Annotated in this window: 20 protein-coding genes and 1 pseudogene; 16 read left to right on the top strand and 5 right to left on the bottom strand. The window is 38.7% G+C overall.

The genetic code is table 11. The annotated features are described in order from the left end of the window. The first annotated feature begins 43 nt into the window (after positions 1 to 43). The 8 genes from JWR87_RS09920 to JWR87_RS09885 all read left to right on the top strand — a co-directional run bounded on the left by JWR87_RS09920 (position 44) and on the right by JWR87_RS09885 (position 9,307). On the top strand, positions 44 to 1,249 hold the full coding sequence (locus tag JWR87_RS09920; RefSeq protein WP_297819074.1) for a carboxypeptidase-like regulatory domain-containing protein: 1,206 nt from the start codon (positions 44 to 46) through the stop codon (positions 1,247 to 1,249). A gap of 130 nt (positions 1,250 to 1,379) precedes the next feature. Further along, entirely contained in the window at positions 1,380 to 2,330 is a 951-nt protein-coding gene (locus JWR87_RS09915) for a sugar phosphate isomerase/epimerase family protein (protein WP_297819071.1), read from the top strand. A 184-nt stretch (positions 2,331 to 2,514) separates the two neighbouring features. Beyond that, complete coding sequence (locus tag JWR87_RS09910; RefSeq protein WP_297819068.1) at positions 2,515 to 4,692, top strand: PQQ-binding-like beta-propeller repeat protein; 2,178 nt, start codon at positions 2,515 to 2,517, stop codon at positions 4,690 to 4,692. Between the two features lie 266 nt (positions 4,693 to 4,958). Then, a complete protein-coding gene (locus JWR87_RS09905; protein ID WP_297819066.1) occupies positions 4,959 to 5,294 on the top strand; it encodes an L-rhamnose mutarotase in 336 nt (111 codons plus the stop codon). A gap of 173 nt (positions 5,295 to 5,467) precedes the next feature. Continuing rightward, complete coding sequence (locus tag JWR87_RS09900) at positions 5,468 to 6,697, top strand: TCR/Tet family MFS transporter (RefSeq protein ID WP_297819063.1); 1,230 nt, start codon at positions 5,468 to 5,470, stop codon at positions 6,695 to 6,697. Between the two features lie 297 nt (positions 6,698 to 6,994). Then, a complete protein-coding gene (locus JWR87_RS09895; protein ID WP_366090457.1) occupies positions 6,995 to 7,387 on the top strand; it encodes a MauE/DoxX family redox-associated membrane protein in 393 nt (130 codons plus the stop codon). Between the two features lie 333 nt (positions 7,388 to 7,720). Then, positions 7,721 to 8,848 carry a cysteine desulfurase family protein gene (locus tag JWR87_RS09890; RefSeq protein ID WP_297819057.1) on the top strand — a complete coding sequence of 376 codons (1,128 nt, stop codon included), beginning with the start codon at positions 7,721 to 7,723 and terminating at the stop codon, positions 8,846 to 8,848. A 156-nt stretch (positions 8,849 to 9,004) separates the two neighbouring features. Beyond that, positions 9,005 to 9,307 (top strand): hypothetical protein, encoded by a 303-nt coding sequence (locus tag JWR87_RS09885; RefSeq protein WP_297819054.1) that lies wholly within the window; start codon positions 9,005 to 9,007, stop codon positions 9,305 to 9,307. Between the two features lie 641 nt (positions 9,308 to 9,948). Here the strand turns inward: JWR87_RS09885 and JWR87_RS09880 are convergent. From JWR87_RS09880 to JWR87_RS09860, 5 genes are all read right to left on the bottom strand, one after another. After that, positions 9,949 to 11,001 carry an ATP-binding protein gene (locus JWR87_RS09880; RefSeq protein WP_297819050.1) on the bottom strand — a complete coding sequence of 351 codons (1,053 nt, stop codon included), beginning with the start codon at positions 10,999 to 11,001 and terminating at the stop codon, positions 9,949 to 9,951. Between the two features lie 228 nt (positions 11,002 to 11,229). Continuing rightward, a complete protein-coding gene (locus tag JWR87_RS09875) occupies positions 11,230 to 12,834 on the bottom strand; it encodes a L,D-transpeptidase family protein (protein ID WP_297819047.1) in 1,605 nt (534 codons plus the stop codon). Between the two features lie 114 nt (positions 12,835 to 12,948). After that, a complete protein-coding gene (locus JWR87_RS09870; protein ID WP_297819044.1) occupies positions 12,949 to 13,632 on the bottom strand; it encodes a PEP/pyruvate-binding domain-containing protein in 684 nt (227 codons plus the stop codon). 153 nt (positions 13,633 to 13,785) lie between these two features. After that, complete coding sequence (locus JWR87_RS09865; RefSeq protein WP_297819041.1) at positions 13,786 to 14,259, bottom strand: hypothetical protein; 474 nt, start codon at positions 14,257 to 14,259, stop codon at positions 13,786 to 13,788. A gap of 739 nt (positions 14,260 to 14,998) precedes the next feature. Further along, the gene (locus JWR87_RS09860) at positions 14,999 to 15,436 is read right to left on the bottom strand and encodes a response regulator (RefSeq protein ID WP_297819038.1); all 438 of its coding nucleotides are present in this window, start codon (positions 15,434 to 15,436) and stop codon (positions 14,999 to 15,001) included. A 593-nt stretch (positions 15,437 to 16,029) separates the two neighbouring features. Between JWR87_RS09860 and JWR87_RS09855 the strand changes: the two genes are divergently transcribed. The 8 genes and pseudogenes from JWR87_RS09855 to JWR87_RS09820 form a co-directional block, all read left to right on the top strand. Continuing rightward, complete coding sequence (locus JWR87_RS09855; protein ID WP_297819035.1) at positions 16,030 to 16,626, top strand: YceI family protein; 597 nt, start codon at positions 16,030 to 16,032, stop codon at positions 16,624 to 16,626. A gap of 33 nt (positions 16,627 to 16,659) precedes the next feature. Beyond that, complete coding sequence (locus JWR87_RS09850) at positions 16,660 to 18,042, top strand: hypothetical protein (RefSeq protein WP_297819032.1); 1,383 nt, start codon at positions 16,660 to 16,662, stop codon at positions 18,040 to 18,042. A gap of 96 nt (positions 18,043 to 18,138) precedes the next feature. Further along, the gene (locus tag JWR87_RS09845; RefSeq protein ID WP_297819030.1) at positions 18,139 to 18,762 is read left to right on the top strand and encodes a YceI family protein; all 624 of its coding nucleotides are present in this window, start codon (positions 18,139 to 18,141) and stop codon (positions 18,760 to 18,762) included. 829 nt (positions 18,763 to 19,591) lie between these two features. After that, entirely contained in the window at positions 19,592 to 20,473 is an 882-nt protein-coding gene (locus JWR87_RS09840; protein WP_297819029.1) for a universal stress protein, read from the top strand. A gap of 308 nt (positions 20,474 to 20,781) precedes the next feature. Then, a complete protein-coding gene (locus JWR87_RS09835) occupies positions 20,782 to 22,059 on the top strand; it encodes a PAS domain-containing sensor histidine kinase (protein ID WP_297819027.1) in 1,278 nt (425 codons plus the stop codon). Further along, the gene (locus tag JWR87_RS09830) at positions 22,056 to 23,111 is read left to right on the top strand and encodes a response regulator (protein ID WP_297819025.1); all 1,056 of its coding nucleotides are present in this window, start codon (positions 22,056 to 22,058) and stop codon (positions 23,109 to 23,111) included. Before JWR87_RS09835 ends, JWR87_RS09830 begins: the two co-directional genes overlap by 4 nt. Positions 23,112 to 23,469: 358 nt before the next feature. Further along, complete coding sequence (locus tag JWR87_RS09825; protein ID WP_297819023.1) at positions 23,470 to 23,958, top strand: cytochrome c; 489 nt, start codon at positions 23,470 to 23,472, stop codon at positions 23,956 to 23,958. Positions 23,959 to 24,136: 178 nt separating this feature from the next. Further along, positions 24,137 to 24,617, top strand: a pseudogene (locus JWR87_RS09820) (nitrous oxide reductase); the annotation flags it as partial.

The following is a 24,617-nucleotide window of genomic DNA, read 5'->3' as shown; positions in this document are numbered from 1 at the left end:
GTCTCTTGTGCTAACCTTCCCTAAATCTGTAACAGCCTTACGAATGAAACCAGTTTTACCCGTATTCTTATTACTAATCTTGCCGCTGCTTGGTATAAGCCAACTTCGGCTTTCGGGTACGGTTGTAAACGGAATAGACGGCAAACCCTTACAAGGCGCAAGCATATTTATAAATAATGGTTCAAACGGAACCGTAACAAATGCAGAGGGGAAATTTACGTTAACGGGTATAATGGCTAACAATTTCGAGTTGGTTATTTCTTTTGTAAATTATCAAACGATAGTAGTAAAGATAACTCCCGAAAATATTAGCAAAACGTTTCAAATTAAAATGGAACCCAAACCGCAGGAGCTACAGGAAGTCGTAATAGGTCCGGCGCTAAAAGATGGATGGCAGGTATGGGGCAAAACCTTTACCGACTATTTTATTGGAACTTCAAAAAATGCAAGTGAGTGCACTATTAAGAATCCGAAAGTTTTAAAGTTTAGGTACGACAGAAAAAATCAGATTTTAAAAGTAACCGCTCTGGATAAATTAATCATTTTAAATAATGCTTTAGGGTTACAGATAGATTATCAGCTGGAGGAATTTCGATACGAGGGTAAAGCCCGGATGATGAGCTTTTATGGATATTCATCGTTCAAAAAAATACCTGTCAAACGTAGCAGGAAACAACAGGAGTGGATTAACAAAAGGAGAGAGGCTTATAACGGCTCGATGATGCATTTTATCAGGTCGGTTTATACGAATACTACCGACCAGGAGGGCTTCGAATTAAGGCATTTAATAAGGCTGTATAAAAACGATACTTTAGTACGTCCTTATTACGATAGTATTATGGCTGGCTTACATACCATTTTCGACACAGGTCATTACTCCATGCAGTTAATGAAAGAAGGAACATTCTCAAGAGACCCGATTATCTACATCCTCGGTAAACAACCCCTGCCTTGCGCAACTATAAGAGTATACGATAGCACCAGCAAAGCGTTGTACTTACTATTTCAAAACAATTTACAGTTAGTTTATAAAAAGGAGTTTGAAAGAGAGGAGTATGCCCAGCAAATGGGACAGAAAGGCGTAAGTAGAAAGAGCCAGACATCTATATTGCATTTACCAAATGGGAGAGCGGTTCTTATCGAAAAAAACGGTTTATACTTTGACCCCCTGGATCTATTTTCGGAAGGCTACCTTGCATGGGAAAAAATGGCGGAAATGCTGCCGAACGATTATGAGCCCGGAGATTAATCTCAATAGAAGTTAGACACTCCCTTTTTCTACCCATTATTCGTATTTAAAAAAAATACTTACCTCTTTCTTCAATTATCGGTCTTATTATCCTCAAAGCCTTATTTTTAATTTCTAAAAATACATTTGCATGTCAATTAAATCTCGCCGACAATTTATCACACAACTGGCAGGCGTTGCCGCCCTCGGTATTGGTGCCACTTCCTGCGCTATGAGCAAAAAAACTTCTTCAGCCGGTAATAATTCTATGGCTGGCTTTTTCGAAATATCATTAGCAGAGTGGAGTTTTCATAAAGCGCTATTTGCTAATAAAATGACGAACCTCGATTTTCCTGTTATAGCTAAACAGCAATATGGAATAAGTGTTGTGGAATACGTGAGCCAGTTTTTTAAAGACAAAGCAAAAGACACAAGCTATTTAAATGAGTTAATAAAACGCGCTAAGGATAACGGCGTTAAAAATCACCTTATAATGATTGACGGCGAAGGAAACCTTGGTAACCTTGATAGCGCGAAAAGACTGCAGGCAGTAGAAAATCATTACAAATGGGTAGAGGCTGCAAAATACTTGGGTTGTCGTACCATAAGGGTTAATGCTGCCGGAGAAGGAAGTGCAGATGACGTTCAAAAGGCCGCTATTGAAGGCCTTGGCAGACTGGGAGAATTTGCGGCAAAAGAAAATATCAATGTAATTGTGGAGAACCATGGCGGCTATTCGTCGAACGCGGCATGGTTAAGCGGAGTAATGAAAAGCATCAACCGCCCCAATGTTGGCGTGCTACCTGACTTTAATAATTTCTGCATAAAAAGAGGAGCAGGCAAGTGTGTTGAAGAGTACGACAGGTATAAAGGAGTTACCGAACTGATGCCGTTTGCAAAAGGAGCCAGCGCCAAAGCATTAGACTTTGATGAAAATGGCAATTGTATTGAAACAGATTACACTAAAATGCTAAAGATTGTAAAGGACTCGGGATTTCACGGCTATATCGGTATCGAATACGAAGGCAACAAGTTAAGTGAAGAGGAAGGCGTGCGCAAAACAAAAGCGCTTCTTGAAAAAGTTGCGGCAAGTATGGCCTAGCAGAGAATAAGAGATTAACTATATAAGAAAGCCTGTACGGATTAACCCTACAGGCTTTTTTATAATTAATAACCATCAACGGAAGGATGAAAAGTATTCTTCACCCGCTCGCTGGCAGCTTTCCAGGCATTTATTCTAAACTAAATACTTTAATTTCAAACCTGCAGTAAACACTATTTTTAAAATGGCAAATGTAGGAACTGGTAAAATTATAAAGATTACGACACTTCCCTTTCACCTGATAATAATAACATGCTTGCTATTATTTTTTATAAATCAACTAAATAAAAACTTTAGCGTCGCAGCTATAAAGACTGTTGACGATACAACTTATACGAATTGGAATGAGTATAACGGTGATGGAAACCGAAGTCATTATTCAACAGTCGGGCAGGTAACAAAAGATAACATCAGCAAATTGAAAGTGGCTTGGGAATACTCATCGGGAGGAGGAGATGTTCAAGGCAATAGATCACAAATACAATGCAATCCTATTATCATAAACGGAATTCTTTACGGTGTTAGTGCCAATACGCAAGTGTTCGCTTTGGACGCTGTAAACGGAAGACAGTTATGGAGAACAAATATTAGCGATAACGGTGGCACAACGAGCCGCGGCGTAACTTATTTTTCGGACCATATTAGAAAAAGAATATTTTTTGGCGCGGGTAAATGGCTCTATGCTTTAGACGCAGAAACAGGTAAGGCTATTATAACTTTCGGGGATAGCGGCCGCCTTGATTTAAAGAAAGGATTAGAGCGACCCGGAAGCGATAACTATGTAGTTGCTAACACCCCAAACACTATTTTTAAAAACCTGATTATAACCGGGGTTAGAGTGGCAGAATCAGAAACGGCAATGTTAGGTGATATACGTGCCTTTGACGTTTATACCGGTAAACTAGTGTGGACATTCAGAACCATACCTGCAAAAGGAGATTTGGGTTACGACTCGTGGTCGCCAAACCCGCGTCAATCTATGGGAGGAGCCAATAGTTGGGCCGGTATGGCTATCGATCGCCCACGTGGTATTGTTTATATACCTACCGGCTCTGCAGCATTTGATTTTTATGGCGGCAATCGCATCGGCGATAATCTTTTTGCCAATTGCTTGTTGGCACTCGATGCAGCAACAGGTAAACGATTATGGCATTATCAACTTGTTCATCACGACATTTGGGATAGAGACCCGCCTGCTCCACCAAACCTCATAACAGTCACCGCCCAGGGAAGAAAAATTGACGCGGTGGCCCAGGTAACCAAACAAGGATACGTGTATGTATTTAACCGGGTAACGGGCAAGCCAATTTTTGAAATTGAAGAAAAAGCCTTTAGTACTAAAGCAATAGCCGGAGAGCATCCAAGTCTTACACAACCGATCCCTGTTAAGCCTGCACCATTTACCCGACAAACTTTTATTGAGAAAGATTTTAATTCTTTTGTTGCAGACAGAGACTCGTTAGTTCAAATATTGAAGCAAGCACATACCGGTAGTATTTATTTGCCTGTGGCAAAAGAAATGACTATCATTTATCCTGGTACTGACGGTGGCGCTCAGTGGGGAGGCGCAGCAGCCGATCCAGACGGAATGCTCTACGTTCCTGCCAAAGAGTTACCCTGCTATACTTCTTTAAAAGGTGTAGATAACCCTGCTGACAATGCATCTTTAACCGGCGTTAAATTATACAATACATATTGCTCATCATGTCACGGCAAAGATCGTACTGGTACGCACGACGGTTCTTACCCATCTTTAATAGGTATCGAAAAAAGACTTTCAGCAGCAGCAGTCCTCAACGTCTTATCAAAAGGAAAAGGGATGATGTCATCCTATTCTCATATTTCCCTCCAACAACGAAAAGCAATTACCGATTTCATACTTAATAAGAAAACAACGGCAAAACTCGAAAAAGGTAAAACCTTGCAGAAAAAGGTTCCATACCAGATGACCGGTTACAACCGGTGGTACGACAAAAACGGCTACCCTGTTAATACTCCACCCTGGGGAACGCTTACCGCTATTAACCTAAACACAGGCGAACACAAATGGCAGGTTCCGTTGGGCGAATACAAAGAGCTGATCGACAAAGGCATACCTGCAACCGGAACGGATAATTATGGAGGACCACTAGTCACAGCAAGCGGGTTAATATTTATTGCAGCCACAAGAGATGAAAAGTTTAGGGCCTTTGAAAAGCAGACCGGAAAACTACTTTGGCAAACAACACTTCCGGCAGCAGGGTATGCCTCGCCGAGTACGTATGCAATTAACGGCAAGCAGTATATAGTAATTGCATGTGGAGGCGGAAAGTTGAAAACCAAATCGGGCGATAAGTATGTAGCTTTTAGCCTGGAAGACTAGAATTAGAAAGCATTTGTTATACCGGCATTTTATTTCCAGGTCATCATTGTTGCGTCGCAATCACTTTAACGGCAAACCTTTGTGCAACTATAGTTTGCCGCACGTAATTGTAAAAGCAAACTCAGTTATTTTTAAGCAATGCTCCGATTTCTATCGCTGCTTTTACGCTCAAATAAGTAATAACCCTTTCTAACCTTTTTTTGTAGTCAGCTAAAACATCTACTTACTTCAATACGATTTCCATTCCCAACACTAATGTCTTCCTTATGAAAAAATATTGTTTAGCAGTTGATTTAGTTAATGACCCCACTTTTATTGCCGAATACGAGCGCCTCCATCAAAGCGAAAACGTAAGGCCGGAAATCAGGCAAAGTATTCTGGATGCAGGTATTATTAGTATGGAAATTTATCGTACAGGCAACAGAATGTTCATGATAATGCAAACTGATGACTCATTCACTTTCGAACGTAAAGCTGCAATGGATGCTGCCAACCCTACAGTGCAGGAATGGGAGCAGTTCGTTTGGAAATTTCAGCTGCCACTGCCATGGGCAAAAGAAGGGGAGAAGTGGGTGCTAATGGACAATATCTTCCAACTTTAAAAAGATCAATCATTTAAGATCGCGTAAAATTGAACCATCTAAAGGTTAAAGCTGTTGCGCAACCCAACACTCCCAACTCAAAACTCAAAACCCAACACTCCCACCCCAACACTCCCAACTCAAACCTCTGCTATTTCCTTACTTTCGCAGCCACAATTTCAACTGCAAGTTTTATGGCTTCATCTGCGAAGGCGGCAATGGGTTTTATTTTCGTAACGCTTCTAATTGATGTTATCGGTTTTGGAATTATCATTCCCGTTTTCCCTAAGCTGATAGAGCAATTAATACATGGCGATATCAGCGAGGCGAGCCAGTGGGGTGGATGGCTAACATTTGCATATGCATTTATGCAATTTCTATTCGCACCCGTGCTGGGTAGCCTGAGCGATAAATATGGCCGCAGGCCAATTTTGTTATTTTCACTTGCAGGTTTTGGAGTTGATTATATTTTCCTTTCGATCGCTCCCACCATCGGTTGGTTATTTGTCGGAAGGGTAATCGCCGGAATAACCGGTGCCAGCTTTACAACCGCTACGGCTTATATAGCTGACATCAGCACCAATGAAAACAGGGCCCAAAACTTTGGAATGATTGGTGCGGCTTTCGGACTAGGATTTATCATAGGACCAGTACTTGGTGGTGTGCTAGGTGAGTACGGAGCAAGGTTGCCATTCATTGTTGCTGCGTGCCTCGCACTCATCAACGCACTTTACGGATATTTCGTTTTGCCCGAGTCTCTAAGTAAAGAAAACCGCCGACCATTTAGCTGGAAACGTGCAAATCCGCTGGGATCACTTATGCAGTTAAAAAAATACCCCTCCATGGCTGGATTGATAGGAGCGCTGGTGTTGGTATATATAGCAGCCCATGCAGTACAAAGCACCTGGACTTTTATAAACATCGAAAAGTTTCAATGGTCCGAAGCCATGATAGGCTATTCACTGGGCATGGTAGGAGTTCTTGTTGCAATAGTGCAAGGCGGTCTTATACGTTTTATAAATCCCAGGCTGGGCAACGAGCGAAGCGTGTACATTGGCCTCACCCTTTATGCGCTGGGATTGTTATTGTTTGCCTTTGCGTCGCAAACCTGGATGATGTTCGCTTTCCTTGTTCCTTATTGTCTTGGCGGTATTGCCGGACCGGCATTGCAAAGTATCATCTCCGGCGAAGTTCCTTCAAACGAACAGGGTGAATTGCAGGGTGCTCTTACAAGTTTAATGAGTGTAACTTCCATTGTCGGCCCGCTAGTTATGACCCATTTATTTGCCTTTTTTACAAATAGCAATACCCCGGTCCGATTTGCAGGCGCGCCATTTTTACTAGGTGCTGTTCTAATGCTCGTAAGTGCAATCTTGTCCTACATGGCCTTGCATTCCAGAAAAAATCTCGTTAAACAGAAGTGATGAAGGAGAATCTTTTGTTGACCTAACATTCGTTCTATAATTATACATCGTTGCGTCGCATTTCGTTCATCTCTTGTATTCTCTTCAGCCTTGCTTCACTTTTTTGCAGTTCTTGGTTACCGCATAAAAGCAATTTATGGACCGGGTAATCCCACATACTTGCTGTCGCTATTGTTGGCCTCCCGCCAACAACAGGTTGAGGTGCACAATTTTTTTGCTCTTGTTCGCCTCCGCTCTGATTAACCTATGAATTCGCAACTTTTTTTTAAATGAGATTGTTATCCTCAAAAAACTACCATTACCAGTCGAACCATTCACACGATCTCCCTTTACATTATGGCACCAGCTTATATTGCTGCCGGTATAAATCATTTTAGGTCTCCGGAATTTTATCATAAAATAATGCCTTCTTATCTACCGTATTCCTACCCTTTCATTTATGTCAGCGGTGTCTTTGAAGCGCTGTTAGGAGTATTATTAATTTTTAAGAAAACAAGAAATTTTGCTGCATGGGGGTTAGTAGTTTTATTAATCGCTGTTTTTCCTGCTAATATTCAAATGTTGGTTACTTACATTCACGAAAACAATCCTCGTCTTTGGGTAGCTATTGTAAGATTGCCGCTTCAATTGCCTTTGATTTGGTGGGCTTACAGCTTCACCAATAATAGAAATAATAGAAAGTATCAGTGAAAGCCTGGTGTATAAGCGCTTTTTGGCTTGCAACACCCCACATACTCACTCCATTTTTACTCCTTTTTTAAGCAGCCCCCAAATCGTTGCACCAAACGTTTCTATGTAACTAAGGGAGACAATCGTTTTTTTTCTACCGCACCGTCGTCCGTTAGGTACGTTTCGTTGGTAGAGCTTAGGTTAATTGGCGCTTGGTTCGGTATGAACGTTTGGTGAAAGGACAATAACACTTGCCATAATTTGAAATTGCCAGCGTCATTTTTTGCTCAGCCAGATAAGTTTACTTTTGCACCTATTTTCACTCCTAAGAGTAACTGGATCATAACTTATAAAATGGCAGAACGAATTTATTTAGACAATGCAGCAACAACCACGCTTGATCCGCAAGTGTTAGAAGCAATGATGCCTTACCTGACCACCAGCTATGGTAACCCATCTTCCATTTATAGCTATGGGCGAGAGAGCCGGCTGGCAGTAGAAAATGCAAGGAAAACGGTGGCCAAAATTTTAAATACCAACGCTGCAGAAATATTTTTTACCAGCGGCGGAACAGAGAGCAGTAATACTGCCATCACCGCCTCAGTCAGAGATCTTGGTTGTAAGCATATCATTACTTCACAAATTGAACATCATGCTACTTTACACACTGTTCAGTTTTTACAACAAACGGGAGCTGTTAAAGTAAGCTATGTCGGCATCCTTTCATCAGGTCATGTAGACATGCAACACCTTGAGCAACTTTTGATGGGAAGCGATGAAAAGACTTTGGTGAGCCTGATGCATGCGAATAACGAAATCGGCAACACGATAGATTTACACGAAACTGGAAATCTGTGCAAAAAGTATAACGCAATTTTCCATAGCGATACGGTACAAACCGTGGGTCACTTCCCCTTTAACCTTAGAAATACCCCGGTTGATTTTATCACCGGATCAGGACATAAATTTCATGGTCCAAAAGGAGTGGGGATACTTTATATAAATGAAAATGTAAAGATTAAACCCTATATGCATGGCGGCAGCCAGGAACGCAACATGCGTGCGGGAACAGAAAATTTATACGGAATAGTAGGTTTTGCAAAAGCGCTGCAATTAGCCACGGACAACCATGATAGGGATAGCGACTACGTCAAAGGTTTGAAGTTGTACATGATGGAACAACTTCAGAAAAATATTCCCGGAATTACTTTTAACGGCGACCCAACTGGTCGTTCTTTATATACCGTACTAAGTGTCAATTTTCCTAAAACTGACAGGAGCGAAATGATCCTATTTAATATGGACATAAATAACATTTGCGTTAGCGGTGGCAGTGCATGTTCCAGCGGTGTTGAAGGAAGTCATGTTATTAGTGTTATCAGCAATGATCCTGATGCAGTTACCGTTCGCTTTTCTTTTAGTAAGTACAATACAAAAGAGGAAATAGAAAGAGTGTTGGAAAAACTCGCAAGAATGATTTAAAGGGAAACAATTGGTCCTATACAAGACAGTCTTTTAGATAAAGTAAATATTTAAATTACATTAATCTTTATAGTAATGCCGATATAAAGGGCGATCTTTAATAAGCAATAGATGGCACCTCGTCCTGCAAACGGTAATTATTTAAAACATTCTACTATGACAATCACAGAAGATTACAATATAGATGAAGAAACGATAAGCAAAATAGGCTTACGACTTTCCGGTGAACATATTAACGCGCAAATTGCACCTACTGCAAGAGTTTTTGAATATCCCGAGTTAGAGAAGGTATTTATAATGGAAAGTGATTTATATGGTAACCCCATGCCTAAAGATTCCTGTTTCCTGGCTTTCTATGGCCACCACGGATTAATAGGAAAACCCATAAAGGTTGAAACACTTAAGAATGCCACCGTAGAGGATATCAAAAAGATAGTTATAAGTAATGAGGAAGGTTGAAGAAATATAGCCAGGCAAAGTTCTAACTGAAAAGTAATTAGAATTGCGAACTGCGTATGTTGGAAATGTATAAATCAATAATCATGGAGACTGCAAAAGTACCGCGATTGTTGATTTTTAAGTTTAAACCATTTATCGCATAAAATACGGCTCGTAACTTTCGTTGCTTCTTCTGTCGGCTGAAATGTAAACAACCGCAAAAAAGCACTTCCCTTTATTATCGGGTTGCTATATTATAGACAAGTATAAAAATGATGGCAATAAAAATAATTGTGTAAATCTTTTTGTTATACTTAGCAAGCCAATTGGGAGATAAATATCAAAGTTTGCTTTTGTTGAATCAGAATATTTACGGGCAATTATAGTTAAGGGGCAAACGCCTTTGAATGAAAGTAGAACAATACCTTCAATGACGATGATGCCAATGCAAAGCCACAGAAGGTTGTCAATTTTATTTATGATAACAGCATAAGATAAATAGAATATTACTACGTTAAAAAACGTCCAAATGAGTGTGTGGATGATTTTGACGAGTGTTAATTTTAATGTGCTCATACCGGTTCTGTCTTTGATACTTAGGAAGTATTGAGGATAATATTAGCAAGAAGTAAAATACTTTTGAGCGCTTTAGAAAGGATATCTTAATTTTTTAAGTCTTTGGCTAAAGGAAGGTAAATTTCAAATGATGCTCCCTTATTTAATTCCCCGGTTGCGCTTATTACGCCACCATGAATTTCAACTATCTTTTTTGCAATAGTAAGTCCCATGCCTGTTCCAACATATTTGTCTTTATTGATACGCTGATACATTTCAAATATCAGGTCTTTATGTTGCTTACGAAAACCAATTCCGTTATCGGTAACGGAAATATGACAATAATTTTTTTCAGCTAAAGAGTTATCGAAGACAGGTGTACCTCGTTTAATTACAACACTTTTAATGACTATGTGCGAAGGTTGCCGGGGTTTAGAAAACTTAATTGCATTACCGATTAGGTTCTTTAGTAGTTGCCGAAACTGAGAAGGAATTACATTCACTTCACAAAGTCCGTTTGTTTCAATGGTTACATTTTTTTGATGAAGCTCTTCTTCCAGTTCTATTTTCACTTCTTCCAAAATTTGCGCGAGATCCTTCCTTTCGAATTTTTCTGTTGCATTTATGCTCGTATAAACCAACAAGTCTCTATGTAGAGCTTGTAAATGCCAGGCCTCGGCTTGTATTTTTTCAAAATATCTTTTGCCCGACACTGATAAGTTTTTACTTTCCTCGGAAAGTAAAATACTAGAGAACATCTGAATTTTCCTTAAAGGCTCCTGTAAATGGTGGCTGGATATGAAGGTAAAAGATTCAAGGTCTTTATGGGCAGTAACTAACTCCGCAGCGCGATTTTCCTTTTCATTATTTTGAAAAGCAAGTTCCTTATTAGCAATTACCAATTCAGAGGCCCGCTTTTCCTTTTCATTATTTTCGAAAATAAGCCTTGTATTTGCAACGGTTAATTCAGCAGCACGTTTTTCCTTTTCTGCGTTTTGAAAAACCAGTTCCTTATTTGCAACCACCAATTCAGCTGCACGCTTACCCTTTTCAACAGTCTGAAAAGCCAGCTCTCTGTTTGCTATAACCAATTCCGCTGCCCGCTTTTTTTTATCCTGCTTTAATAAAGCACGTTCAATGTTTAGTTTAAGTTCTCTCATTTACCTGGAAATTGGAAAACAGTTTTGAAACTTCTAAAAAATTTACCTTAACGGCACAAGCTACACATCGCACTTATTCATTTCGTCCCACTACATTTAGCTACTTACTGCCGTCAGCTTTTGCCAGCTTCTTTTTGCTGCCGCTCAAAAGCTAATCGGCGAGCGTAAATAACACGTGTGCCGAATTTTAAATCTACTTTTTACTGTGAACGTCAACGTTACCTGTTATTAATGCCGTTCGAATAAGTGCTGTGCCGTCTTTTTATCATTACCATATACATCCTTTCTGAAATTTAATAGTCCATCCCTATCTACCCAGGCGGTAAAATAAGTTATCAGTACTGGCATTGGTTCTTTAAGTGTTACCCAGCTTTCTTTAGATACATTCATTGCTGCATCTATTTTGACCGATGTCCATTCTCGTTGGTTTCTTAGAAGGTAGGTAGCCATTTTCTTTGGCTCTGCCAGCCTTATGCAACCATGACTAAATGCACGTTTTTCGTTTTCAAACAAAGACTTAGATGGCGTATCATGAAAGTAAATACTATAATTGTTTGGAAAAAGAAACTTTACTTGTCCTAAAGAATTGCTGCCTCCCGGCTTTTGACGAATATCTGGCAAGCCATTGCTGCTGCCTGTTTGTTCCATGTTTTTATCAGCAAGGTAATTGGCATTCTTTCTCATACCAGGAAGTATCTCTTGTCTTATAATGCTCGGAGGTATGTTCCAGTAAGGACTAAAAACGATGTACTGGAGCATATCATTAAAAATAACTGTTTTGTTTGCAGCAGTGCCGACCACAATATCCATATCAAACACCTTTTTAGCGTTCTCGAATACATGCAATTTAAAATCAGGAATGTTAGCAATTATCCTGTTGCCGGTAGGCTCTTCGGGCATCCATCGCATACGCTCCATATTAACAAGCAATTGTTCAATCCTGTCTTTAACTGGTACATTTAGTTCGGTTATAAGACCGGTGGTTATCATTCCATCTTGTTTAAATCCATGTCGTTTTTGTGCTTGCTTTATTCCCTCCACCAGCTCACTTGCGAAAGTGGTGGATGTATCACTCACTGAATAGTCGCCGCCTAATGCGAGTCTCTTTTTTAATTGCTTGATTGAGGTAGCAGTATCACCCTGCTTGTATGACTTTTTGCTTTCTTGTGAAATGGCATTCCATCCACCCCCTTTATCGATATCCCAATAATGTTTTAGCTCCTTATTCATCAGCTTATATTGCTGGTTGACGGGTTCCCATCGTTCCGAATTTTTACCTTTGTTAGCAATTAGGGAATCTAACAGGCTACCGACATTTACCTTCTTTCTTCGTATATGCCATTGCAGTTCTTCGGGGTCCATTTTACCTGCATAAGCATATTGGGCGTATTTAAAAAAGTGTTCTGTTAATCGAAGTTCTGTTTCAGTTATTTTCTCAGTTGCAGTATTAATGGCAGTGTCTTCATCGGTCAAAAGTTCCATTTGTCTATGAAAATGTTTATCCATTTGCATACTGTCGCGCGAGAGCCGGATGTAGTTGTTGTGAAGGTTCAAAAACACCCCAATTTGTTCTGCCAGCCCATCTTTTGTAAACCATGCAAACTGGTAATTGCGGTTATTGTAAAACTTCCTTATCCTTTCGGCGGCGCTTCGCTGCAATTTTTGGGTAGTTATAAATTTTTCAAGAGTTGTACTATCCACAAATAAGTCAGAAAAAGCATTTGACAGAGTAATTGAAGTATCTCTTTTTACATCTGCTATTTTTATTGGCCGACTGTTGCAAGATTGCAATAGAAAAACAATCATTGTTAGAAGAATATAACCTTGCTTCATCTGCTGAAATTTCAATAGTTACTAAATCTATTTATGATAGGACAATTAAGAATTCTAAATATTCTGTAACTACCTATATTGGAATTTTTAAAAGCAGTGATGTGCGCGACTTTGTTAAAAAGACGGACTGGGTTCTACCGCCTTAAAAGACATTATTTTATTAAAACTTTTAAGACGATCAACTATAAATTCCTGGTTACCTGATGTTGAGGTAAAATTATTAACGGCGACTTTTTGAACACTTATGGCAATTTCGATATCATCAAGATTAATAGTGGTGGAAGGGAAGTGTTTTATTAGCCTCTCACTAAACAACGAAGCAAAGCATTTATGAATAGCATTTGTAAGTGCATCTTCGCCACGAATATTTACAAAGCTCTCCAAAGGATGCGTATAAACAGTGGAAAACGCGCTCTTGGTAGTTGCACTGCCTTGTACTGTGACCGAAACATTTGTCTCTTCGCCGCACAATTTGTAATGTGCATTTCTAATTGCTACTTCAAGTGTATGAGGTAGTTCATGGTTAAGTACCAGTTGCCTTGCAGCCTTTCCTATTTCAATAATGTTCGAGAACTTTTTAGTGTCAAGTTCTTCTAAGATTTTTAATAGAGGGAGTTGCAGGGTATTGTTGCTCAGAAAAATTTTAAATGCTTCACCGGTAACAAGAAATGCCTGCGGCATATTAATGCTTTGAACAGTAAGATTGGTACTTGCTTTATCTGGCACAACATAGGATGGGTTGAGGAAGGGAACATTGTTGACTCTGGCTTGAGAAAACATATTTATTATAGGTGACATAGAAAATATTTTTTAAGGGTTACGTTATTAGATCAATTTTAGTGTTGGCTATAAGATGTATGTGTTGCATATAGAATTTACAGTACAAGAGTGCGACGCAAGAGATGCTTAATAGCGGGCTGCTGTCTGTTCAAAAAAAAAAATTAATACGGACTACATACTCCACTTCATATTGAAAATATTTCTTTCGAAACGGTTTCTGTAAAGCACAAATAAACCTGCTGCCCAAATTAATCCACCCGGGAAAGCAGATGCAATACCCAGCGGAGAAATAGCGATCAAAAAGATACTGCCTGCTACACACGCTGTTCGTAATATTCGTCCCTTGTGTAACAAAGCAAGACCAATAAGAACCTGGCAAACAGCAATAAAAGTTACAATAGGTGTCACGTAATTTTGAGAAGGCCCGATGATGATATCGCGGTAAAGGCCAACGGCATATTTGCTATAATCAAGATAACCAGATGGGTTGGTGTGAACAACAAACCAATTTATGTAGCCGGCACCAATAAATAATAAGGAATACAATATGCGGGCTAGGCTGTTTGAATATAGGCTTGCTACAAAAAAAGCAATAGCAACAATATTTGATACAATATATGCCGTTACGATTTGTGCGTTGCTCATAATAGCTTTATTAAAGGCGGTGATTGATTAAATACCGGATAAAGAAAAAGGAGTAATTGATTTATCAAAGCTATGAGTGTACTTATACTTTTCTTATGACTGCACGGGTTCTTATACATGATTAAGATCAGCATTACTGTAATGGGCAGCAGTATAAAAGATAATGGCTAATAGCTTTTGAGCAAATCTATTTAACTACAAGGGGGAATGTTATTGACCTTCACATGCAAATATTTCCCGTGGTTAACGGATACTTACCCACCTTTCTCTCATTTGCATTGATAAGATTTCAAAAAAAAGTATCTGCTTCGCTTTGTTTCTGCATTCATTGTATTCATTCACGGGCTTGTTCATTCAATGGCTGGGCGAAAGAATTAAAGCTTGCACAGGTAAACGGATTAACAGGCAAAACCCTGGCACCTCTTACTAAAGGATTAGCGAAAGGAGCGGGCATCTTGTGGCTGATAACGTGCTTGCTGTTTCTAGTAACTGCAGTAGCCCTTTTGATTAAGGAGGACTAGTGGTGATGTGGCACATAGTTGCCGTAGTGCTTTCTCAACTACTAATTATCATTTATTGGCATAATGCAAAATTTGGGACGATTGCAAATATTATAATACAAGGTGCGATGCTTCTATCTTATGAACGTAGAGTTTTAATGGGATGGTTAAAAACGAACTAAAAACGTGTTCATTAGCATCTGGTTAAGGCCAAATAAGAACAGTACGGATACACCAGGTTAAGCGAAATTGTTAGGAGAAGCACATCTTTTCCAATATTCCATTATCACTTTTATTGTTTTCTCTAATTCGGCCATAGAATTTCCTTTTACAAAAAAACCCTGTGCAGAGGCACTGTAAGCGTCAATTACAGATTTTTGATTTAAAGCAGTAGAAAAGAACAGGTAAGGGATGCATTTAACTTCGAGTTTAGCATCTTCCTTTATTTTTTTTCGCAATTCAAAACCATCCAACTTAGGTAAATTGACGTCAGAAATTATGATAAAAGGAGGTTTGTCTGTTTGGTTCAAAAAATCTAGCGCCTCTTGTCCATCTCCAAAAAAGACCAGCTCGTTTGTAAACTCCAATTTTTTGAATATTTCCGCAAATAACTCCTGGTCATCTAAATCATCCTCTATTATAATTACCGGTCCGTTGTTGTCAATATTGCTATTCATAATTTGATTTTTTATCTGGACACACGTAGCCCAAGGGTTATTAGATTCATACTCAGCTATGTTTAGCTTATTAAAGAAAACAGCATGTTTTTCTTTTTTAGTGAGCTGTAAAAGGTTTGCTTGTTTAGCAGGAAAGTTTTGCTATTCCTTGTAAACTCACTACTTCGCATATAAAAAAAGACTTAAACGGAGCATAATTGCTGTACTTCGAATCGATGCAAGATAGTATTATTGATGTGGTTGGATAAGTTATAATATCACTTACAAGAGATGGACGATTAAAAGAAATAGTTACAATGCTGAGAAAGGGATAGTAGTATTTTTTTTTAAAGTAGTGCGAGAGTTTCTTCATTAATACTTACTAAACAATCGTAATTAAAATTGATAACACTATTACATTTCTCCAAAAATTGCAATAACAAAACTTCCTGATCCTTTTATATTTTTTTGTAACAGGTCCTTTTAAATAACATGATCACAATCATTGTTCTGCTTCACGCTCATCATGAGTTTCATTTGCTTCGAAAGATAGTTTTGTGGAGTAAATGAAAGGCTATTAAAAGCCCATTGCAAATAAAATTTAAAGAATCATTATGAAAGCATCGTCAATTAAACTAACCGGCATTTTTTCTCTACTTATAACGAGTTTACTTGTTGCAACACAGGGTAGAAGTCAATCAAAATTTCAATCAGAAAGTGTAAATATAGAACTAGCAGGAACATCCTCCTTACACGATTGGACAGAAAAATCGGACAAGGGTACAGGTGATGCGGTGTTTGTAGTTAATTCAAACGACAAGGTGACTGCTCTATCCGCAATGAGCTTCACCATTGCTGCAACAAGTCTGAAAAGCGGGCATAAGGCAATGGATAAAAATACTTATAAAGCCCTGAAAACAGATGCTAACCCCAACATAACTTTTATACTTACATCAGCCAAAATCACTCCCTTGACCCGGGACAATTACGAGGTAAAATGCGAAGGGAAATTAACTATAGCAGGCACCACCAACAACACTGAAATTACGGGCACAGGCAAGTATGACGCCGCTAACAGAAGCTTTACAGTCAAAGGTTCTAAAAAAATGAAAATGACTGATTACAAGGTTAAACCCCCTACTGTTATGTTGGGAACAATCAAGACCGGAAACGACATTACCATTTCTTATACCATCAAATTCATTAAATAAATCCTGACGAAAAACTAACTAAAATAAAGTAACATGAAAAAGCATTTTTTTAAGTACACCACATTTTTATCGATCCTTCTTACAGGAGTACTTCCAATCGTAACATCTGCACAAAGTGATAAAGAACATTACTTAAGGCCTTCTTACTGGAGACCCTATGACCAAAGAGGTATCAACGTTTTTGAAACAAATAAGATTGCAGACACCATCCCCTTCGAAGGACCCCGTATTAGGTTTGGTGCAGGCTTTACACAGCAGTTTCAGAATCTTAAACATGAAAACACTGCATTTAATAACCAAACAAGTAACAAATTGTATCCAATAACTCCGGGCTTTATGACAGCCCAGGCTAATTTGTTTACAGATATACAGCTTGCAGACGGAATAAGGTTGAATGTAACCACATATCTATCAACCCGTCACCACAATGAAGCTTGGGTAAAAGGTGGATACATACAATTTGATAAACTTCCTTTTAAAGGCAAATTCTGGAAAGACCTGATGGACGTTGCTACTATCAGAGTGGGTCACATGGAAATTAATTATGGTGATGCGCACTTTCGCAGATCAGATGCAGGACAGACAATCTACAATCCATTTATGGAAAGCTACATAATGGATGCATTCTCTACAGAAATTGGTGGTGAAGTTTACCTGCAAAAAAATGGTTTGTTTGGAATGTTAGGTGTTACCAATGGTATGATTAAAGGAAATATAGACTCAGCAGCACAGGGAACAATTATGGTTAACGGTGTTCCAAAAGTAGTGGATGAGAATACAAAAAGAGCACCTTCTATTTATGTAAAAGGTGGAATAGATAAGCAGTTGGCAGCTAACATCAGAGTTCGTGTTTCAGGTAGTTACTATCACAACTCAAGCAATGCAGGCAGTGGTTTAACTATGTATAGTGGTGACAGAAGTGGTTCCAACTATCAAAATGTGGTTGAAAAATGGAAAGCTACAGACGGTGCAGTTAATGCATCAACAGTTATTGCTTTCTCAGGTCGTTTAAACCCTGGATTTAGTAAAAAAATAGACGCTGTAATGTTGAACGGATTTTTGAAAGTTTCAGGTCTTGAATTGTTTGGTACTTATGAAACATCTAAAGGAAGAACAAAAACTGAAACTGCTGACAGAACAGCAAGCCAGTTAGCTGGTGATGTGGTTTACCGTTTTGGAAATGCTGAAAACCTTTTTGCAGGCTTGCGTTACAACACCGTTAAAGCACAATTAGCAGGTATCACAAACGACGTAAAAGTTAACCGTTTCGCTCTTGCCGGTGGTTGGTTTGTAACAAGGAATGTATTGATGAAAGCAGAATATGTAGTTCAGAAATACAACAATTTTCCTACAACAGATTATCGTAACGGTGGCAAGTTTAATGGATATGTTATTGAAGCTGTGGTAGGGTTTTAATCCGTACACTAAAAAGCAGTAAAACTGCATGAAGAAAAATGGGTCGACCAGATTGACCCATTTTTTTTTCAATTAAAAGTTCTTAAAGAAAAAAAAATGTTACTCAATTTATTTATGTCGGTCGCCTTATTTTTTACAGCGCTGCCCACTATCAATCCTCAATCATCTTTTGCAATACCTAGTTCCGAAAAGCCGGTAAAATGGATTATTGAAAAAAGCAGTACACTCCGCATAGATGGCAAGTCTAATGTTAACAGCTTTAGTTGCGATATTGAAGGATACAACCGCAAGGATAATATTATTACAGGCAGTTATTCAATATCACAACCGGTAACATTATCAGGATCATTGACGCTTGAAATAATTCAATTCAATTGTCACCGCTCTTTAATCACGAGTGACTTTCGAAAAACCCTGAAAGCAGATAAACATTCTGAAATGGTAATTCGTTTTCTAAAAATTGAATCTATGCCAGAGCTAAAGGAAAAATCTGAATTAATAAAAGGTCTCGTAGAAGTTGAGGTGGCAGGTGTTACAAAAGAAATTGAAATCAACTATTCTTTTTCGAAGACAGATAGTGACCTGGTTCAATTAAACGGTGAAAAGAATTTCAGCTTTTCTGATTTTAACCTGAAGCCCCCACGCAAATTAGCAGGTCTTGTAAGGATAAAGGATGATTTTAAAGTTAGTTTTAAGTTGATGTTGAGGGAGGTAAAGTAATGGGATGAATTAGTTAATAGGAGTTTTTGTATATCCATAGATACTTTTTAAATCTATTCCATTTGCCTTGCAGCGTTTCCGCTACCGTTAAAATTTATTCAAACCACCTAAGGTTTACACTGCCCCTAACTAGCAAATGCGACTAATTGCTGGTTAGGGGCAGTGTAAAATGTGGCGACACCCGCAGCCTTTTCTGTACACTAATGCTTTTTATCCCTTTCTGAAGGGCGATCATTTCCATAGCTATCCTTATCTCTTATTTTGCAGTCCTTACCATCAATTCTGATTTATTATTTAAATCATGATCTCTAATGTCTTTAATTAGCGTTATCGCGCCTGCTAAAAATTGCAGGCTCTTCAAACTGTCTTGATACGCTCTAAATTCAAATTTATCTTCAGGGAACCCTTGTACAAAATTTAGATTCTTTACAATCTTAAGAGTTAATTAAAGGGCATAACCGACTATATAAATAGAAGCACATAACACCGGTTTGCAACCAGTACATCTGCATCTTTTAATTTTTGATCTACAAGTTCTCTTAATGTTTTCTTTGCCATGATGAATTATTAAACAGTTACAATGACGCCATCAGTCAAACGCCCTACCGGCTCCTTTTTTTGGGCACTTTTTTTCCAACAATAGTCTTTCCCATTTAAGAGTAGAACAAAGAACATTTATTGAATACGTAATTATAGAATCAGATACAATTTTTGGTTTACAAAGCTTTACCGCTGTGGCGGGCTACAAAACCTGATTACAATCATGTTTTAACGTGCTTTAAGACATAAAAGGCACAACAGCTAAAATATACTTTTGAAAAAAAGCTACATGCAAACTATCCTCATAGCCACCGATTTTTCTTCTGCCGCATACAATGCAACAAAGTATGGTTTCGAACTTGCAAGGCAAATGCAGGCTAAGGTAATTTTGTTTACTGCTTACCAGGCACAGCCTGCCCTGCCTGATAGTTCACTATCAATTACGCCTACAGAACTGCACCGAAACGCTTACAAAAAATTGCTTAATGAATCAGAAACGATTGATCCAAACCGAACGGTTTCATTAGAAACGGAATGCACGAATGGCCCGGTTACTAGCTCAATTCTTGCTGCTGCCATGGCAAATGATGCGTCTTATATTGTTATTGGAATGAAGAAAAGTGGAAAGGAAATAAGAAAATACTTTGGTAGCACTGTTACCGATTTATGTAAAATATCTCGAATTCCGTTAATTGTTGTTCCTGCGGATGCTGTTTTTGCGCCTCCGAAAACCATTGCACTTGCAAGCGACATTACCGATGATACCGACGTTCATATTTTGCAACCGCTGCAAAAAGTTGTATCAACTTTTAACGCTAAGTTGTACGTAGTAAGAGTAATAAAAAGATCTATGGACGAGGCGGTAGAAAGGATGGAGACACCCGAAAAGTCCATCTGGTTTTTGACGAGCCTGCACCCTTCGTTTGAATTTTCCAAGGCAGAAAATGTGGCAAAAGCCATGGATGCTTTTGTAAAACAACATGCAGTAGACCTGGTGGCAGTTATACCGCACGAGCACACTTTGTTTGAAAGAGTTTTTACGAAGAGCGTTACAAAAGACTTGGTTTTTCACACCAGCGTGCCTTTGCTGGTACTTCCATTTAAAAAGGCAGTTGAAACAGCGCTTGTTGAAGACTCGTATGATGCCGAAACTTTACATCGCGTTTATTAAAAGCTGCTATGGAAAGCTGCTATGGAAAGCTATTTTTGAACCGAGCGTGGCAACAGTGGATGCACATTGCGGTTCTGCCAGCTACCAAAATGAAAATACTATTGAGGTAATGGAACACAGACGGCACGGATTAGACAGGTAAAGCTGATTGTTTATATGTTTTTGCAACAAGTATCTGAAAAAATGCTTCGTATCCGTGTTATCCGTGTTCCTCTTCACACTAATTAATTAAACTTACTTCGCTTTATGAACTTCCTTTGCATAATTAAAGTTCGCATAGCCTGCCCGGCTCTTTATAAATAATAAACATGTATAGCGAAAAGCAGATAAGTAATGTTGAACAATTCGAGGCTCTTTTTAACTATGCTACCATTGGTATTGTTGTAACAAACGATGAGGGAAAGATCATCAACTTCAACAAATTTGCAGAAAAACAGTTTGAATTTACCAAAGAGGAAGTGTTGGGAAAAACTGTTGAATTACTGATACCCCCTTCTGTTCATGTGAAGCACCATCAATACAGGGAAGATTATTATCACAAACCCGAAGTGAGGGTGATGGGTCACGGAAGAGACTTGTTTGCGAGGAAAAAAGATGGAAGTACTTTTCCGGTAGAAGTAAGCCTTAGCCATTATACTATTAGCGACCACACTTTTGTGATTGCTTTTGTTGTTGATATAACCGTAAGAAAAAAACATGAAGCAGTAGTTCTGCAACAAAAGCAGGAGTTAGAAAGTGGTACAATAGAAATTAAAAGCATGAACAGTGAGCTGGAACAAAAAATCAGCGACCGTACAAAAATGCTTCGGGAAGCTTTAGCCGAGCTTGAAAAATCGAAGCAAGAGTTAAGTGAAGCTTTTGAAGTTGAGAAAGAATTAAGCGAATTGAAATCGAGGTTTGTTACTATGTCGTCACATGAATTCAGGACGCCTTTAAGTACCATTCTTACATCGGCTTATCTTCTGGATAAATACAACGAAATTAACCCCAACCCGAAGATTGATAAACACGTGCAAAGAATTAAAGGAGCCGTTGGTGGAATGAAAGGGATACTGGAAGATTTTCTTTCACTTGGCAGGCTGGAGGAGGGGCACGTGCAAACAAACGTTAAGCTGGTTACACGGACCACTATTGATATTCTGTTCAAAAATTTAATGCAGGAGCTGGACGGTTTATTGAGAAACGGCCAGCAGATCATTTATAAAAACTCGGTTGCTACCATCGTTTGTATGGATACTAATTTAGTCACCAATATTTTGACAAACCTAGTTTCAAATGCCATTAAATTTTCACCTGAAAACGGCATTATTAAAGTAAACTCTTTTGTAGAGGACAACAACTTTGTTATCACTGTTGAAGATAATGGCATTGGCATTTCTGAAGAAGACCAGCAACATTTGTTTGAACGCTTCTTTCGGGCAAAGAATGCCGTCAATATTCAGGGTACGGGGCTGGGACTGCATATAGTTAGCAAATACCTTGAACTAATGAATGGAAGAATCGAAATGCTTAGTAAACTTAATGAAGGTTCTACGATAACTGTTTACATTCCTCAACCCACTCATGCTGACCAAATAGACATATGAAAAAGATATTAGTAATAGAAGATAACACAGAGGTAAGAGAGAATACTGCAGAGATAATAGAGTTGTCAAATTACATAGCCATAACAGCAGAAAACGGGAAAACGGGGGTTGAACTTGCTTTGAGAGAATTGCCCGATTTAATTATTTGTGACATTATGATGCCTGTTTTGGATGGATATGGCGTCTATCATTCGTTGAGTAAGCATAAAGAAACCGCTGCTATTCCATTTATATTCTTAACTGCCAAATCAGAAAAAGGGGATTTTAGACGAGGTATGGAAATGGGAGCTGATGACTATATAACAAAGCCATACGATGGTATTGAGTTATTAAATGCCATTGAAGTAAGGTTAAAAAAAATAGATTTACTAAAACAACAATATGCCGGTATTGACGGGATAAGAGATTTTATAGCAACTGCACAAAAGACAGGAAAGGTTGAGTTGACATCTGTGGAAAGGGATACGTACACCTATAATAAAAAGCACATTCTTTACAAAGAAGGTCAGCGGCCGCGGGTGGTATACCATGTAATAAAGGGTAAAGTAAAAGCTTCTAAAGCGAATGATGAGGGTAAGGAGTTTATTACAAGCATTTACAGTACCGGAGACTTTTTTGGATACACGGCTATTTTGGAAGACGTAAACTATAAAGAAGAAGCGGTGGTATTAGAAGAAACGGAATTGATGTTGATACCTCGGGAAGATTTTATGCAACTGGTATCTAACGATATGCAAATAGCACAAAGCTTTATAAAAATAATAACCAAAAACGTTGTTGAAAAAGAAGAAAACCTGCTGAACCTGGCTTATGGTTCCTTACGTAAGAAAGTAGCTTACGGCCTCATTCAACTATACGACAAGTATAAAATACAAGAGGAATTAACGCCTGTCCTAAACTTATCAAGGGAGAATATGGCGCAGTCAATTGGTATTGCAACGGAATCACTTATAAGAACGTTAGGTGATTTTAAGGATGAAAAGCTAATTGAGATTCAAACTGGTAAAGTGATTATTTTAGATGAAAACAAATTGAGGCATCTGCCTTATTAAAGAATCCTATTAGTACACCTGGTTTGTTCTGCAATCAGGTTGTTTCACGATGATCGTAACATCCGTACTTTACTTCTCTTTCGCATTACATCCCGATATGTATCCCATCCCGCAGAAGTTAATGTGCTACTGCTGATATGTAGAATGGATGCATGGTAGCAACGAATATTTTACCATCTCTTTTCCCAAAAACGCTTTGGGTAACTCACGAATTTATTTAGAGGGTTTATTGAAGAATAATTGAAAACATGACCACAAAGACTTAGAAGTATGATTTATATCATATAATTAAGGTTGTTTTCATGCGAACCTTGCATTACAGAACTGTAATTAAATTAAACTGATAAATCTTCTACTCATGAAAAAATTGCTTGTCTTATGTGCATTTGCCGCCACTTTCCTTATTTATTCCTGTGGAGGCGGCGAACAAAAGCCTGCGGCGGAAAGCCAGGTAGGAAACACTAGTCAAAGTTCTGATGCCGGGAAAGAAAATCCTGTCTACGACCCTGAAAGAGGCTCAGGAAGATTTACAAATGTTGAAGTTGCCGATAAACTTGACCCTGCAATGGTAACAACCGGTGAAAAAGTTTATAATTTAAAATGTTCCGGATGCCACAAGCTCAATGATGAGAAATTGGTTGGACCAGGTTGGAAAGATGTGACCAAAAGACACAAGCCTGAATGGATCATGAACTTTGCAACCAATACAGATGAGATGATTGACAAAGACCCTAAAGTGCAGGTGCAATTAGAACTTTGCCTCGTTCGTATGCCTAACCAGAATATTAATGATGAAGCAGCAAGAGGCATTTATGAATACATGCGCAAGAACGACGGAGTTAAATAAAATAACGTTCTTAATTAAGAATATCGCAGTGACAGGAATGATAATTCTCGTGTACAGTAAAGTTATTCAGTACAAGAGTGCGACGCAACAACTGCTTTATTAAAATTCAAATGCGTGGTTCAAAAAAAGCTATCACGACATAAGGAAGAAACTAAAATAATCGCTTAAACATACTACAATGAAAAAATATAAAACCGGTTTTTCGGTTGCGGCAGCAGTTTGCCTAATGGTAAGCATAAACGCCTGCAAACCAAAAAATGCCGGAAACGCAGTTAGCTCTGATGCTGCACAAAAAGCGTACGTAGCCCCAGGCAAGTATGACGAGTTCTACAACTTTGTTTCCGGAGGATTTAGTGGGCAAATGAGCGTGTATGGCTTGCCGTCTGGCCGCTTGCTGAGAGTTATACCTGTGTTTTCGCAAGACCCCCAGGAAGGATATGGGTACAGCGAAGAAACAAAAGGAATGCTTAACACTTCACATGGTTTTATACCATGGGACGATTTGCACCATATTGAAGCATCGCAGACAAACGGCGAAATAGATGGACGGTGGACTTTTGCAAATGGCAACAACACGCCTCGTCTTGCGCGTATTGATTTAAAAACTTTTCGCACTGCAGAAATACTGGAAATACCAAATAGCGCAGGTAACCACTCTT

The sequence above is a fragment of the Segetibacter sp. genome, assembly GCF_025963695.1.
Classification (GTDB): Bacteria; Bacteroidota; Bacteroidia; order Chitinophagales; family Chitinophagaceae; genus Segetibacter.
Note: the sequence above shows the minus strand (reverse complement) of the source record. Positions and strands in the feature narration are given on the sequence as shown.